The following is a 14,203-nucleotide window of genomic DNA, read 5'->3' on the forward strand; positions in this document are numbered from 1 at the left end:
CCAATTAATTCACCATATCCTGCTTTGTAAATACTACAAATGAAATGATAAGAGACACAACTCCCCAAACAGTTAAGTTCATCAAAGAAAACCCCATCGATAAACCTTGTAATGCAGGTAGTTTCCCTGATAGATAATCTGTTAATGATAAATTCACACTAAAAATATATTTCGCACCTTCCCAAGATGTTGCGAACGAGCTTAAAATACCGCCTGCAATTAATGCAGCTAGCATAACGCCCATACCAGCTGGTGTATTACGAATTAAAACAGAGACCATAAATGATATAGTTCCAACAACGATAGCAACAAACCAAGCTAATCCATACGCCATCAAGATATATTGCCATTGCGGAATAAGATGTACAAAATTCGTATTTAACGTTTCCTTATCAATAACAAATCCAGTTAACACAGGTAAATTCCATCCCGAGTATCCAAATACAAGCCCTGATAATATGTATGCAAACACACCTACAAGGAGCAGTATGAGCGAAATGAAAAATAACATCGTTACGTATTTACTAAGGAGTATTTTCCAGCGCCTAATCGGCCGCGTAAGTAACATCTTCATCGTTCCATCACTTCGTTCTCCTGAAACAATATCAATGGCGACAATCATTACGAGAAGTGGAATAAATAATGTAATTCCTTGCTCAATAAACGCCCTTACAAAAGTTGGTGCGCCCGGTGCCATCGGGTTAATATCATGATCTAAATAATATTGTTGCTGCTCAACTCTTACCTTTAACCAATCACGCCATTCTTCTGGCAACCTAGAATTGTTCAACCGGTTCTGGGAATCAACAATTTGCTGTTGCAATGAAACCTTCCAATCAGTTGTACCGAGTCTTTTTTGTGTCGTTTCTATTTCACGATACTGCGCATACACAAAAAGCGGGATCAAGATTGCTAAAATAAGCATAACAACAAAAATACGCTTCTTACGATAAATCTTCTCCGATTCGTTTAAAACTAGATTCGCAAATTCACGCATGCTGCTCACCCCTTGTGAGTTCAATAAATAAATCTTCTAGCGTAAATACAAGTTCCTTAACACTATGTACATCTATCCCGTTTTCTACAAAATGTTTATTCCAATTACTTATAGATGCGATATTCATGCGGCATAGTAATCGATCACCTTCTATACTCACTTCTCTTACTTCCTCAGCATCTTCTAGCATATCTTTTGCCTTCCCAATCGGCGTAACAATCCATTCTACGCGGTCACTTGCTGTTTTAATTAATTCTTCAACTTTGGCAACTGTTATCATCTTTCCTTTATGAATAATAGCAACGCGATCGCATATCATTTGCACCTCACTTAGCAAGTGACTTGAAATAAACACGCTCATATTTTCTTCTTTTACAAGCTTATGTATAAATTCCCTAAGTTCTCTAATCCCTGCTGGATCTAAACCATTCGTTGGCTCATCTAATATGAGCAATTTTGGATTCCCAAGGAGCGCCTGCGCAATTCCAAGCCGTTGTTTCATACCAAGTGAGTACGTTTTTACCTTGTCATGAATTCTTTCATCTAAATGAACCATTTCAGCAATTTCAATAATACGTTCATCTGATATATCACCTAACATACGAGCAAATTGCTTTAAATTTTCCCATCCCGTTAAATATGTATACAACTCTGGGTTTTCAACGATACTCCCAATTTGACGCATCGCTTCTCTAAAATTTTCCTTAATCGAATAACCACCGATAGAAATCGTACCTTCTGTCGCCTTAATCAATCCAACTAACATTCGAATGGTAGTCGTCTTTCCAGCACCATTTGGTCCTAAGAACCCGAACACTTCTCCTTGCTTTACATCAAAGGAAATATTCTCTACAAGAGTCTTCTTTCCAATTACCTTCTTCAAGTCTCGTACGGAAAGTATCGTCGTCATTTTACCCCTCCTTGTTCTAGTTTTAATTTACTTACAACATTTTGAACTAAACGTTCTGCCATATACGTATAACCTACTTCGTTCGGATGAAAATGATCAGAGTATAATAAATCTTTCCCACGGTTTTGGAATAAATCAAATGTCGGTGTAATATACACATTTTTATCGTTTAGCGCTAACTTCTCTAAAGATGCATTCCAGTCCACAACAATGTTTGAAGACCCTTTTAAATCTTCTACATCTTCAAAAGGATTGTATAAGCCAAGCCAAAAAATCGGACTATCTGTATTTAATTTACGAATTTCTTCTATAATTTTCTTTGCTTCATTTTGAAATGTTTCTGTGTCAGGACGATACGTCTCTAAATCTATTTTCCCAAGCGATTCCCAGCCTGGGAACAAATCATTCCCACCAATGGTTAACACGATTACATCTGCTTGTTTAATTGAATATTGAGCGCCATTACTTTCAATTTGTTTTAATAAATCGGGCATTTTTGCACCACTAACTGCTAAATTTGTTAATGCAATTTTTTGCTTATAATCTTTTTGTAAATCCTCTTTCATTCGCCCAACATAGCCAATTCCTTCTTTATCACCAACGCCACGCGTTAATGAATCACCTAAACTGACGATTTGTAACGTTCCCGTTTTCTTTTTCTCCTTCGCCACTACATCGGTCTTTTTAATTACATTTGAAGCTTTCGGATTTAATACATCATTTACACTTGAAACAAAGCCATATGCAAATAAACAGAAAGATGCAATTGTAATGAGTAGAATTACTTTTACCACTTTTGATCTCATATCAAAACCCCTTTTAGCCCTCATAGATTGTCCATAATTATACCAAACGCAATTTTGAAAAGCGATTTTCATACCTTATCTATTATGTTGTTTCCCTTTGTACGAATTCTGGCAATAACTCTACGTGCTTTACATCTATTTGCTCATCATTAATCTTTTCATATAATAATTCAAATGCCTTCACACCAACATTTTTACTAGAATATGAAATCGTCGTAATGCCTAAAATGTCTGCTACATCTTGATCATCACAACCAATAATCGTAATATCTTCTGGAATACGAATTCTTTGTTTTTTCGCCTCCGTTACCATTCCCGCTGCAATATGGTTACAAGATACAAGAAACGCAGTTGGCTTTACTGACATAGAGGCCCACTCCCTAATTACATTACGCCCATCTTCCACCGTAAAACAGCCTTCAAACTTCCAAGTTCCTATCGGTTTTTCAGCAATCTGTTGAAGTGAATCCGCATATGCTTGTTTTCTTCTCTGGCTATTAATGCTATTACTTCTTCCAATGCAATACCCAATACGTGTATGACCAGCATCTATTAAGTTTTTCATCCCTTGTGAAAACACTTTATAGTAATCAACATGTACACTTGAAATGCATTTTGAATCTATTTCTTCACACATAACAATCGGGCCGAATTTCGTATATTCTTCGAGCTTCTCCTTACTATTTGCCCGAGAACATATAATAACCCCATCAAGCTTTTTCATTTTTAACATATTCAAAATTTCTAATTCTCTTTCCTCGCTATAATTCGTCTGACAAAGCATCATATTATAATTATTCTTTGCTGTTTCCTTTGATATTCCCTCAATAATGGCACTATAATATTGATCATTAACGTGCGGTAATAAAACGCCAATTACATTCGTTTTTCCTTTCACTAAATGAATTGCATTCACATTTTGCGTATAGTTTAATTCTTCTATAATTGCTAAAATTTCTTTTCGCTTCTGTTCATTCACATATGGATGATTATTTAGTACACGTGAAACAGTTGAAACAGATACCCCAGCAAGTTCAGCAATCTTTCTTATATTCGTCATCTCATTTTCCCCTTCCCTGCAAAAATTCTCCCTTGACCTGGTAAGCTTTCCACAATATATCCTTTCCTAGCAAATACATTTTGAAAGGATATACAACTATGCTTCGATTCAAATTAGAATATATATTTTTCATTGGTGGTCTACTCATTCTCGCCATCGGTATTAATATGATGACGACCATTACTTCCTTTGGACTTAGCCCTTATGATTCCTTCTTTATTGCACTATATCAAAATTTCGGGATAAGTATCGGTTTTTGGATTTTCATGATTAATTTTGCCTTTACCCTTATCGTCCTCTTTTGGAATAAAAGACAAATTACAATCGGTACAATCGTAACAATGGTTCTTATCTCTCTTTTTGTTGATTGGATTGGTTCCATTACAACTATTATGGACGCTGTCCGTTCTCTTCCAAAATATATAACACTTATTTGCGGAAATCTATTCGTTGGAGCCGGAATTGGTCTTTATGTCTCTACAAACCTTTGTGCAGCACCGCAAGAAGCTTTCGTTTTAACAGTTGCTGAGAAAAAGAAATGGACATTTAGAAGAACAGAAATTTCGTTAGCATTCTTATTTTTAACATTAAGCTTTTTATTAGATGGACCTATCTATTTTGGAACAATCATCTTATCTTTTACAACAGGCTGGATTATCCAAGCATTTATTCAAGTTGGTACGAAGATTTTAAATAGAAAAAAACCTATTAAGCAAGCCGCTTAATAGGTTTTTTCTTAGAGGAGATACTACTTTGCATCCCCTTCAATTCGATAGTTTGCTTTCAAACAATCTATTTCTTCATACCCTTGCAACGTATGTAGAATATAATCATAATCAGCAAGAGAAGCACGATGCGTTACAATTACAATTTCAGCTTTTCCTTTCTCTTCAAGTGGCATTTGAATAATTTTTTCAAAGCTAACGCCACGCTCAGAGAATAACGAAGTAATTTTTGCAAATACACCAATTTCATCTTTCACATGAAGTCTTAAAAATTTCTTCACAACAATTTCGTCTGGCTCTTTTAATACTTTTTGATATTGCGGGACTACAGCACTATTTCCTGTTACCCCTAATCTAATATTTTGCATTACAGCTACTAAATCGGAAACAACAGCTGTTGCTGTCGGTAAACTTCCTGCACCTGGTCCATAAAACATCGTTTCTCCAACTGCTTCACCATACACATATACAGCGTTATATTCATTTTGCACGGCCGCAAGAGGATGTGTATTTGGAAGTAAAGTCGGTTCAACTGTAACCTCTAATTTTTCACCATCTCGCTTCGCAAGACCGATTAGTTTAATCGTGTAACCTAAACTCTTACTGTATTCGATATCTTCCTCTGTAATAGAAGTAATCCCTTTTACCTTCACATCTCCAAGCTCTACATTTGTAGAGAAACCAAGGGTAGCCAAAATTGTCATTTTTCTTGCTGCATCTAAACCTTCTACATCTGATGTTGGATCCGCTTCTGCAAATCCAAGTTGCTGGGCTTCTTTTAACACGTCGTTATATGCTCTCCCTTCATCTGACATTTTCGTCAAAATAAAATTTGTCGTTCCATTTACAATTCCCATTACTTTCGTAATAAGATCTGAAGAAAGTCCCTCTACAATACTTCGTAAAATCGGAATCCCTCCGGCTACACTTGCTTCATAAAACAAATCTGCTTTATTATCTTTTGCTACCGCTAATAGTTCCGCCCCATGTAACGCCATTAAATCTTTATTGGCAGTCACAACATGCTTCCCGCTTTGTAAAGCTTGCAAAATATATGCTTTTGCATCATCAATGCCACCCATTACTTCGATGACAACGTGGATGTTTGGATTGTCTAAAATTTCATGTGCATCTTGTGTTAATAGAGTAGAAGGTACCTCTACTTCTCTCTCTTTTTCAATATTTTGTACTAGTACTTTCGTTACTTTTACAGGACAACCTACTTGGTGTATAAGTCGCTCTTGGTGATCTGTAATGATACGAACTACTCCGCTACCAACTGTCCCAAGACCTAATAAGCCAACTTGAATTTCTTTCATAATACTGTCCACCCCTCAAAAATTGTGTTTAGATGAAATTATATGAATAAAAAATCTGAAAAACAATGTTTTTTGAACATTCGGAAAAATATAGATTAATCTTTACAAAGAAAACGTTGCCACGTGTGACACAATCTTTTTTTATAATACATAAGGGGTTTCTTGATACACGTAATAATTCAGCCAATTAGAGAATAATAGATTCCCATGGCTTCTCCACCTTACAAGCGGCTTCTCATTTGGATTATTATGCTTAAAATAGTTTTTCGGCACATCAATATTTAACCCTTTTTGGCGGTCCCGTTCGTATTCTTGCTTTAACGTATCACAACTATATTCACTATGCCCGAGCGCAAACACTTGTCTTCCTTCTTGCCCAATAACAAGGTGAACACCTGCTTCCTCAGAGTTTGCTAATAATGTTAATTCTTTCACCTCTCTAATATCACTCTCTCGTACTTCTGTATGACGCGAATGCGGGGCGAAAAACAATTCATCAAAACCTTGTAACAGTTTCACATGTTGCTCACGGACTTCATGTTCAAATACACCAAACATTTTTTCCTTAAGAGGATACTTTGGAACGCCATAATGATGATACAAACCAGCCTGTGCCCCCCAGCAAATATGAAGCGTAGATGTTACATTCGTTTTTGAATACTCCATAATACGTTTAAGCTCTTCCCAATAATCTACCTCTTCAAAAGAAAGGGTTTCAACTGGTGCTCCTGTAATAATGAGTCCATCAAATTTCTCATTCTCAATATCACGGAATGTTTTATAGAAACTCGTTAAATGTTCCTGTGCAACATTACGAGACAAATGCGATTCCATATGAAGTAAATGAACATCTAATTGCAACGGTGTATTTCCAATTAAACGAAGTAATTGCGCTTCTGTTTCTTGCTTTGTAGGCATTAAATTTAATATAGCAATTTTCAATGCCCGAATATCTTGTGTTTCTGCTCGCTCTTTTGTCATTACAAAAATATTTTCCTCCTGCAACACTTTGCGAGCTGGCAAATCTTTATCAATTATGATCGGCATGTTGTTTGCCTCCGACTAGCGCTGCTTCTAAATCTGCAATAATATCCGAAACATCTTCTATACCAACTGATAAACGAATTAAATCTGATGTGACGCCAGCTAAGCGCTGATTTTCGGCACTTAATTGTCTATGCGTTGTACTAGCAGGATGTATAACGCAAGTTCGTGCATCAGCTACATGCGTTACGAGAGTTGCTAGTTTTACATTTGCGATAAATTCTTTTGCTGCTTCTAATCCTCCCTTAATGCCGAATGTTAAAACACCACTCGCACCTTTTTTCAAATACTTTTGTGCTAACGAATAATTTTCATTACTATTTAATCCCGGATAATTCACCCATTCAATACGTTCATGATCAGCAAGCCATTTAGCAACTGCAAGAGCATTTTCACTATGACGCTCCATTCGTAAATGCAATGTTTCTAAGCCGATATTGCTAATATACGCATTAAATGGGCTCATACAGTTTCCGTAGTCTCTTAATAATTGAACACGTGCCTTCACAATATAAGCTGCTGCACCAAAATTTTGAACGTAACTTACGCCGTGATAACTTGGATCCGGTTCAACTAGTTCAGGATATTTCCCGTTTGTCCAATCGAAGTTCCCTCCGTCAATTACAATGCCACCTAACGAACTTGCATGACCATCAATATATTTCGTCGTAGAATGAACGATAATATTTGCTCCATGTTCAAATGCTTGGCATAAATAAGGAGTTGCCAATGTATTATCCACGATAAAAGGTACTTCCAACTCTTTCGCTGCATCTGAAAGTTCTTTGAAATTTAAAACGTTCATCGCCGGATTTCCTAGCGATTCTGCATAAACAAGTTTCGTCTTATCATTAGCAAGGGCCACAATTTCATCAGCAGTTAAATTCGGATTAAAGAATGTAACATCGATACCAAGTTTACGCAAACTCACTCCAAATAAATTAAACGTCCCGCCATAAACTGTGGAAGAACAAAGCAAGTGGTCTCCGCTACTACAAATATTTAAAACAGCAAGCATAATAGCAGCTTGCCCAGAAGCTGTTGCAACAGCACCTACACCACCCTCTAAATCCGCTAACTTTTGCTCAAATGCAGCTAAAGTAGGATTTCCAATACGCGTGTAGATATATCCTTCTGCCTCTAAATTAAATAGCGCTGCTAAATCATCTGAAGTATCGTATTTATACGTTGTACTTTGATAAAGCGGTAAAACACGCGGTTCACCATTCTTTGGCGTATAGCCACCTTGCACACAAATCGTTCCTTTCCCCCATGATTCTCCCATTTCTTATTCTCCTTTCTTTTATACAAAATAAAAAACTGCCCCTTTCCTGAAAACAAGAAAGGAGCAGTTTGAAAACACGCTCTAAAGGCTCTTTCTTATCTCTCAGGGTTATTACCTGCAGGATTTGGCACAATTCCGTTATACGGCTGTTGCCAAGGTTTCATCGGGCCTGTCCCTCCACCTTTTCTTGATAAGACTATGCAATTACCGTTGATTTTATAGCAATAATTTCCTCATGTCAATTAGTTTTTCTGAATGTTCTAAATTAAATACAAAGAACTTAATGTACATAACAAAAGAAATATATTCTATATCCATTTGAAAAAGACCTTTTAAAACCTCCGCTTAATTTACTATTACCAATGCTTGGGGCAGCTACTATCGGAAATGCATTTCCACTTCCAAAACATAACGAAACTACAAATAAAAAAATAGGCAGTGTGGACAAAAGTTCCACTGCCTATTCTCATTACACATGTTGCTTCAATAATGCATATAACTCCTCAAAATTATGCACTTCATATGTCGGTATAATCCCACTATCATTTAATTTCCTTTCTGGATTAAACCAACAAGTATCAATTCCCGCTACATATCCACCTTTCATATCAGCGCTTAACGAATCCCCAATAATGAGCCCTTCTTCAGGCACAAAGTTAGGAATCCTTTCAAAAACATAATCAAAATACTCTTTCATCGGCTTTTGATAACCTGTATCTTCAGAAACGAAAATATCTTGAAACAAGGCATGTAACCCTGCATTACGTAATCGTTTATCTTGCGTCTTAGAAATACCGTTTGTCACTATATATAAATCGTACTCACTTTGAATTTGATTTATAAATTGTAAGGCACCTTCCATGAGCTGATTTCCTTCTTCTAAGTAACTGCGATAATTATTTTCGAATAATATCCCATCTACTTCTTCCCCGTATTCTTTAAACAAAATTGAAAATCGTGTATTTACAACTTCATCACGATTTATTTCACCTTCTTCAAAAGCAGTCCAAAGACTTTTATTAATTTTTTTATATTGCGCTTCAATCTCGCTAGTGAGAGACATTCCTTTCTCTTCAAAAAGCATACGTAATGCCGATTTTTCTGCCTTTTGAAAATCCAACAATGTATCATCTACATCGAATAATAATGTTTTATATTTTTTCATAAGCCCTTCACACTCTCTTTTCTACAAAAACAAATTTACGTAAATCGTATCATTCTTTCTTGTAAAAATAATAGGAGATATCTCATACTAAACATGAGGTGAAAACATGAAAGTCAGCAGAAATAGCGAAGAAATCTCTCATTACATACAAACTTACAATTTCCATACTCTTTTTTCTTTTGATATCTTACCGTATGCTGAACTACATTCCTTTCAGAAGAGAGAAAAGATATGTAATGAAGGGGTCGATGTTCCTTATCTTTATTACTTAATTTCTGGGAAAGCAAAAATATATATGAGTCACAAAAACGGAAAGGTCTCCTTGATTAACTTTATTCAGGCACCTTCGTTCATTGGGGAATTAGGATTAATTGGCGTAGAATCTGTTACGAAAACGGTGGAAGTAATGGAAGATTGTATATGCTTAGCGCTTCCTCTTAAAGATTGTCAGCATCTTTTGTTACAAGATGCTACCTTTCTACAGAAACTATGCAAATTTATCGGTGAGAAAACCATTACCCGAACAGAAAGTTATGCTAAAAATAATAGTTATCCGTTCGAAAATCGATTAGCGGCGTTTATTCTATTAACAGAACAAAATAACAGTTATATAGAAAAACATACTGAGGTTTCGGAATACTTAAATGTTAGCTACCGTCACCTTTTATATGTATTAAACCAATTTTGCCAACAAAATTACTTAAAGAAAGATGGAAGAACCTATTACATACAAGATCGAATTCAGTTAGAAAAACTAGCTGACGAACTTAAAATATAAAAAAGTAGCATTAACGTTTATCTGTTAATGCTACTTTTTTGAGTGACGATTCTATTTTCAATTAAAATTTACTTGCTACTTTAGCTGCTTCTTCAAGACCAGCTGTAATGATTTCTTCTGCTTTATCTGGGAATTGGTTATGTCCTTCAATAACTACTGTTTCCATGTTTGTTGCGCCGAAGAAGCCCATCATGCTTGCTACATATTTAACAGCCATTTCTACTTCTGCTGCGGGACCTTCAGAGTATACACCGCCGCGCGCGTTTAATAATGCAATCTTCTTATCTCCAATTAGACCAACTGGACCTTCTGGCGTATATTTAAACGTTTTACCAGCACGGTTTAAATAATCAATATATGTGTGTAACACTGCTGGAATCGTTAAGTTCCATAATGGGAAACCGAAAACGACTTTATCAGCTTCTAGGAATTGATTTAAATACTTATCAGCAACTGCTACTGCTTTTGCTTCCTCTTCAGTTAAATCAAACCCTTTACCAGCTTTGAATGTACCATTAATCATATCTACGCCTACATATGGTAATTCTTCTTTATATAAATCAAGTTCTACTACTGTATCGTTTGGATGCGCTTCTTTGTAACTTGCTAAAAACGCTTCATATAATTTTACACTAACTGCTTGTTCCGCTGGACGGTTGTTTGCTTTTACGAATAAAACTTTTGTCATTATGTTTTCCTCCTAGTACTAACTCTTCTGTTGTTATATGCTTTCAAAAAAGGTATCCCTTGTAATTGTTGTTTTGTTGCTTACAAACATATTTTATCTTTATATCAAGACAATTTCGTCCTCACATAGACGTATTTTTCCATAAAAAAAGTCCACCTTCTAAAGGCGAACTAGGTCTTACGACTTTCGTCTTATACAATTCCATTTTTTACTGCATATAATGCTGCTTGCGTACGATCAGATAAATTCAACTTACTCAAAATACTACTTACATGAGCTTTTACCGTTTTTTCCGTAATAACTAAAACAGAAGCGATTTCTTTATTACTCATCCCTTTCGCTAATAGCTGCAATACTTCATTTTCTCTCGCTGTTAACACATCCACTTGAATAGAAGGCTCTTCTTCCTTTTCTTCTACAGGTAATGTTTGAGAGAGAAGAGCATTTGCTATATCAGGATGTAATTGAATATTACCTTTATATGCACTTCGAATAGCCTCAACAAGCTGATCCGGTTCTACATCTTTTAAAATATACCCGCTTGCTCCAGCCCTTAATGCTGGTAACACATGCGCCTGATCAGAAAAGCTAGTTAATACAATTACTTTCACATCCGGATATTCTTTTTTAATACACGCTGTCGCCTCAACACCATCCATTTCGGGCATATATAAATCCATTAGTACAACATCAGGATTCGTCTCCCCTACTTTCATTAGTGCCTCTTTCCCATTACTTGCTTCTCCAACTAACTCTATATCTTCCTGTGTACTTAAGAAAAATGCTAATCCTTTTAAAACGACTGTATGATCATCAACTAACAATACTTTTATTTTCACAAACTTCCCTCATTTTCACATCATAATGGTACGTTTATTTTTACACTTGTCCTTTTCTTATCACTTACAATTTTAATTGTTCCACCGACTAATTCTACTCTTTCTCGCATCGTAGTCATGCCAAGTGATTTCTTCTCTTTTATATCCTTTTCTACGAAGCCGGTTCCTTGATCGACTATTTCTAATGATACATTCTTCTCCGTCACTTTGAAATAAATCGTCGCTTCTCTAACATTTGCATGCTTACTTACATTATTTAAAGCTTCTTGTCCAATTCTCCATAGCGCTTCCTCTACTACGCGTGGCAAATCACGGACACCTGTAACTTGTTCTCGAATTTTCAATCCCAAACTTTCACCATATTGCTTTAAAGCTGGTAATAATCCTTTCTCCAAACCCGCTGGACGTAATTGCCAAATTAACGTCCTCATTTCTTTTAAAGCTCCTTGCGCTAGTTCACGCATATCATGCAAAGATCGATCCACTTTTTCGTTTTGACCTTTTAAAACCGCCTCAGCGCCTTTTGTCATAAAGGTTAACGAAAATAGCTTTTGTGAAACAGAGTCATGTAAGTCCCTTGCTAATCGATTTCTTTCTTCCATTCGTACGAGTTCACGTCGTTGCTCATTTAACCTTAAATTTTCTATCACGAAAGAAATATGAGTTGTTATTGCTTGAAGTACATCTAACGTATTTACATCAAATTCACCATTATTTGAACTAACACATAAAACACCAAATATGTGAGTTTGAATCTGTATTGGGGTGGCGATAACCGTCCTATTAGAGGCAATCTTATGACTGATTTGATCGTTTAATAAAATAGGTTCACCTTTTTCTAACGCTTCTTTCGCTGCTTCTTTTATATCCTCCTGCCATTCTTCCTGGCAATAAGATGCCCGCAAGGATAATTCTTTCTCTTCCCTAATAAAGAATGCGACTTGATTCCACTGAAACACTTCACCTAATTGACCTACAACTTTTTCAGGCAATATATTAAATTGATGAATCGTTCTTAAAACTTGAATGAACCGTTCTAATTTCACATAATAATGTGCTCTTCGCTTTTCATTTTCATATAACTTTGCTCGTTTTAAAGCCGTTCCAATTTGGAAAGCAACTGATTGAAGCAATACTAATTCTTCTTCTGAAAAATGTGTTTTACCTGGGCTTGCCACATTTAACAAACCAAATTTTTCTCCTCCAGCCTTTAAAGGAACCGTAGCATGATGAAGAATTCCTTCTGTATCTCCCCAATTATATTCAATTGCATTATTAATTCTTTTACATTCAATAATATTAACAGCTCGTTCTAATTTTCCATCCACAAAGCCACGTAAACACCAACATTCTCCTTCACACATCGGACGTTTGTTTTCATATGTAAGTGCCTCTGGTAATTGATAATCAATTAATTTTGTATACCTACCATTTTCATCCGCAAGAAATATCCATCCTGTCGTTAAACCTGTTACACTCAGCAATTTTTCTAGTACTGCTTGCAATACATGATATGTATCATTTGATGTATTTAGTGTTTCTGCAATCTCTTTTAATATAACTAATTCATTTGTACGATTCTCTTGAAACATAATTCGTCTCCTACATACAAGATTTTACATAGTTCCTAACATAAATCATCTACTTTTCACTTTGTACTTATTCGTAACATTGATATAATGGTGAAAACATAGTTTTCATTATATCACCTGAGGGGGCTTTTCATAATGACATTAAATAAAGCACTTACTATCGCTGGTTCTGACACAAGTGGCGGTGCTGGTATACAAGCAGATTTAAAAACATTCCAAGAACTTGGTGTGTACGGAATGACATCTCTTACGACAATCGTAACGATGGATCCACATAACGGTTGGGCACATAACGTATTCCCAATCCCAGCTTCTACATTAAAACCACAATTAGAAACGACAATTGAGGGCGTTGGCGTAGATGCTTTAAAAACAGGTATGCTTGGATCGGTAGAAATTATTGAAATGGTTGCTGAAACAATCGAAAAACATAATTTCAAAAATGTAGTAGTTGACCCTGTTATGGTATGTAAAGGTGCTGATGAAGCATTACATCCTGAAACGAATGATTGCTTACGTGACGTTCTTGTTCCAAAGGCATTAGTTGTCACACCAAACTTATTTGAAGCTTACCAATTAAGTGGCGTAAAGATTAATTCTCTTGAAGACATGAAAGAAGCAGCGAAAAAAATCCATGCTTTAGGTGCGAAATATGTCCTAATTAAAGGCGGTAGCAAGCTTGGTACCGAAACTGCAATCGACGTCCTATATGATGGAGAGACATTCGACATTCTAGAATCAGAAAAAATTGATACGACAAATACACACGGCGCAGGTTGCACATATTCTGCTGCAATTACAGCAGAACTTGCAAAAGGAAAACCTGTGAAAGAAGCAGTAAAAACTGCTAAAGAATTTATCACAGCTGCTATCCGTTATTCATTCAAGATCAACGAATACGTAGGCCCAACACATCACGGTGCATATCGTAAATTCGTTGTATCAAAAGAGCTTGTCTAACCTATAAATAAAAACACCCACAGAGTGTGTATTTC

The 14,203-nt window shown here is 35.9% G+C and carries 14 protein-coding genes and 1 riboswitch; of the genes, 3 read left to right on the forward strand and 11 right to left on the reverse strand.

Translation table 11 applies throughout. The features are described from left to right. Positions 1-4: 4 nt before the first annotated feature. From NST14_RS27450 to NST14_RS27465, 4 genes are read right to left on the reverse strand one after another with little or no spacing between them, the layout of a single operon-like run. Positions 5-997: an ABC transporter permease subunit gene (locus NST14_RS27450; protein ID WP_001206493.1), complete on the reverse strand. Its 993-nt coding sequence runs from the start codon at positions 995-997 to the stop codon at positions 5-7. Beyond that, positions 990-1,907 carry an ABC transporter ATP-binding protein gene (locus NST14_RS27455; protein ID WP_000207715.1) on the reverse strand — a complete coding sequence of 306 codons (918 nt, stop codon included), beginning with the start codon at positions 1,905-1,907 and terminating at the stop codon, positions 990-992. Before NST14_RS27455 ends, NST14_RS27450 begins: the two co-directional genes overlap by 8 nt. Then, on the reverse strand, positions 1,904-2,785 hold the full coding sequence (locus NST14_RS27460; RefSeq protein ID WP_139120452.1) for an SGNH/GDSL hydrolase family protein: 882 nt from the start codon (positions 2,783-2,785) through the stop codon (positions 1,904-1,906). Before NST14_RS27460 ends, NST14_RS27455 begins: the two co-directional genes overlap by 4 nt. A 10-nt stretch (positions 2,786-2,795) precedes the next feature. Then, on the reverse strand, positions 2,796-3,773 hold the full coding sequence (locus tag NST14_RS27465) for a LacI family DNA-binding transcriptional regulator (protein ID WP_000181965.1): 978 nt from the start codon (positions 3,771-3,773) through the stop codon (positions 2,796-2,798). A 98-nt stretch (positions 3,774-3,871) separates the two neighbouring features. Here NST14_RS27465 and NST14_RS27470 point away from each other — a divergent pair, with 98 nt between their 5' ends. Continuing rightward, positions 3,872-4,498 (forward strand): YczE/YyaS/YitT family protein, encoded by a 627-nt coding sequence (locus NST14_RS27470; protein ID WP_000943413.1) that lies wholly within the window; start codon positions 3,872-3,874, stop codon positions 4,496-4,498. A 23-nt stretch (positions 4,499-4,521) separates the two neighbouring features. On the opposite strand, the gene NST14_RS27475 is transcribed toward NST14_RS27470, so the two are convergent. The 4 genes from NST14_RS27475 to NST14_RS27490 all read right to left on the reverse strand — a co-directional run bounded on the left by NST14_RS27475 (position 4,522) and on the right by NST14_RS27490 (position 9,311). Beyond that, entirely contained in the window at positions 4,522-5,817 is a 1,296-nt protein-coding gene (locus tag NST14_RS27475) for a homoserine dehydrogenase (RefSeq protein ID WP_229143354.1), read from the reverse strand. A gap of 141 nt (positions 5,818-5,958) precedes the next feature. After that, entirely contained in the window at positions 5,959-6,864 is a 906-nt protein-coding gene (gene metA / locus NST14_RS27480; protein ID WP_001121520.1) for a homoserine O-acetyltransferase MetA, read from the reverse strand. Continuing rightward, the gene (locus NST14_RS27485; protein WP_061535961.1) at positions 6,848-8,146 is read right to left on the reverse strand and encodes a bifunctional O-acetylhomoserine aminocarboxypropyltransferase/cysteine synthase; all 1,299 of its coding nucleotides are present in this window, start codon (positions 8,144-8,146) and stop codon (positions 6,848-6,850) included. The genes metA and NST14_RS27485 overlap by 17 nt, the downstream gene beginning before the upstream one ends. Before the next feature lie 92 nt (positions 8,147-8,238). Beyond that, positions 8,239-8,343: riboswitch (SAM riboswitch) on the reverse strand. A 272-nt stretch (positions 8,344-8,615) separates the two neighbouring features. Further along, a complete protein-coding gene (locus NST14_RS27490) occupies positions 8,616-9,311 on the reverse strand; it encodes a YjjG family noncanonical pyrimidine nucleotidase (RefSeq protein ID WP_000760172.1) in 696 nt (231 codons plus the stop codon). A 106-nt stretch (positions 9,312-9,417) separates the two neighbouring features. On the opposite strand from NST14_RS27490, the gene NST14_RS27495 reads away from it, so the two are divergent. Beyond that, positions 9,418-10,089, forward strand: a complete 672-nt coding sequence (locus NST14_RS27495) for a transcriptional regulator YeiL (RefSeq protein ID WP_000868836.1) — start codon at positions 9,418-9,420, stop codon at positions 10,087-10,089. A 61-nt stretch (positions 10,090-10,150) separates the two neighbouring features. On the opposite strand, the gene NST14_RS27500 is transcribed toward NST14_RS27495, so the two are convergent. From NST14_RS27500 to NST14_RS27510, 3 genes are all read right to left on the reverse strand, one after another. Then, on the reverse strand, positions 10,151-10,777 hold the full coding sequence (locus NST14_RS27500; RefSeq protein ID WP_000170050.1) for an FMN-dependent NADH-azoreductase: 627 nt from the start codon (positions 10,775-10,777) through the stop codon (positions 10,151-10,153). 191 nt (positions 10,778-10,968) lie between these two features. Then, positions 10,969-11,616, reverse strand: coding sequence for a response regulator (locus tag NST14_RS27505; protein ID WP_000695784.1), 648 nt, complete (start codon positions 11,614-11,616; stop codon positions 10,969-10,971). Positions 11,617-11,636: 20 nt separating this feature from the next. Beyond that, a complete protein-coding gene (locus NST14_RS27510) occupies positions 11,637-13,208 on the reverse strand; it encodes a GAF domain-containing sensor histidine kinase (protein WP_000485091.1) in 1,572 nt (523 codons plus the stop codon). A gap of 135 nt (positions 13,209-13,343) precedes the next feature. Between NST14_RS27510 and pdxK the strand changes: the two genes are divergently transcribed. Next, a complete protein-coding gene (pdxK, locus tag NST14_RS27515; RefSeq protein ID WP_000174249.1) occupies positions 13,344-14,168 on the forward strand; it encodes a pyridoxine/pyridoxal/pyridoxamine kinase in 825 nt (274 codons plus the stop codon). Positions 14,169-14,203: the final 35 nt, after the last annotated feature.

Source organism: Bacillus sp. FSL W8-0519 (assembly GCF_038005585.1).
Classification (GTDB): Bacteria; Bacillota; Bacilli; order Bacillales; family Bacillaceae_G; genus Bacillus_A; species Bacillus_A paranthracis.

What these genes read in the sequence shown, in the direction of transcription:
- NST14_RS27450 (WP_001206493.1), bottom strand. Translation starts at nt 997, where the DNA reads ATGCGTGAATTTGCGAATCTAGTTTTAAACGAATCGGAGAAGATTTAT.
- NST14_RS27455 (WP_000207715.1), bottom strand. Translation starts at nt 1,907, where the DNA reads ATGACGACGATACTTTCCGTACGAGACTTGAAGAAGGTAATTGGAAAG.
- NST14_RS27460 (WP_139120452.1), bottom strand. Translation starts at nt 2,785, where the DNA reads ATGAAAATCGCTTTTCAAAATTGCGTTTGGTATAATTATGGACAATCT.
- NST14_RS27465 (WP_000181965.1), bottom strand. Translation starts at nt 3,773, where the DNA reads ATGACGAATATAAGAAAGATTGCTGAACTTGCTGGGGTATCTGTTTCA.
- NST14_RS27470 (WP_000943413.1), top strand. Translation starts at nt 3,872, where the DNA reads ATGCTTCGATTCAAATTAGAATATATATTTTTCATTGGTGGTCTACTC.
- NST14_RS27475 (WP_229143354.1), bottom strand. Translation starts at nt 5,817, where the DNA reads ATGAAAGAAATTCAAGTTGGCTTATTAGGTCTTGGGACAGTTGGTAGC.
- metA (WP_001121520.1), bottom strand. Translation starts at nt 6,864, where the DNA reads ATGCCGATCATAATTGATAAAGATTTGCCAGCTCGCAAAGTGTTGCAG.
- NST14_RS27485 (WP_061535961.1), bottom strand. Translation starts at nt 8,146, where the DNA reads ATGGGAGAATCATGGGGGAAAGGAACGATTTGTGTGCAAGGTGGCTAT.
- NST14_RS27490 (WP_000760172.1), bottom strand. Translation starts at nt 9,311, where the DNA reads ATGAAAAAATATAAAACATTATTATTCGATGTAGATGATACATTGTTG.
- NST14_RS27495 (WP_000868836.1), top strand. Translation starts at nt 9,418, where the DNA reads ATGAAAGTCAGCAGAAATAGCGAAGAAATCTCTCATTACATACAAACT.
- NST14_RS27500 (WP_000170050.1), bottom strand. Translation starts at nt 10,777, where the DNA reads ATGACAAAAGTTTTATTCGTAAAAGCAAACAACCGTCCAGCGGAACAA.
- NST14_RS27510 (WP_000485091.1), bottom strand. Translation starts at nt 13,208, where the DNA reads ATGTTTCAAGAGAATCGTACAAATGAATTAGTTATATTAAAAGAGATT.
- pdxK (WP_000174249.1), top strand. Translation starts at nt 13,344, where the DNA reads ATGACATTAAATAAAGCACTTACTATCGCTGGTTCTGACACAAGTGGC.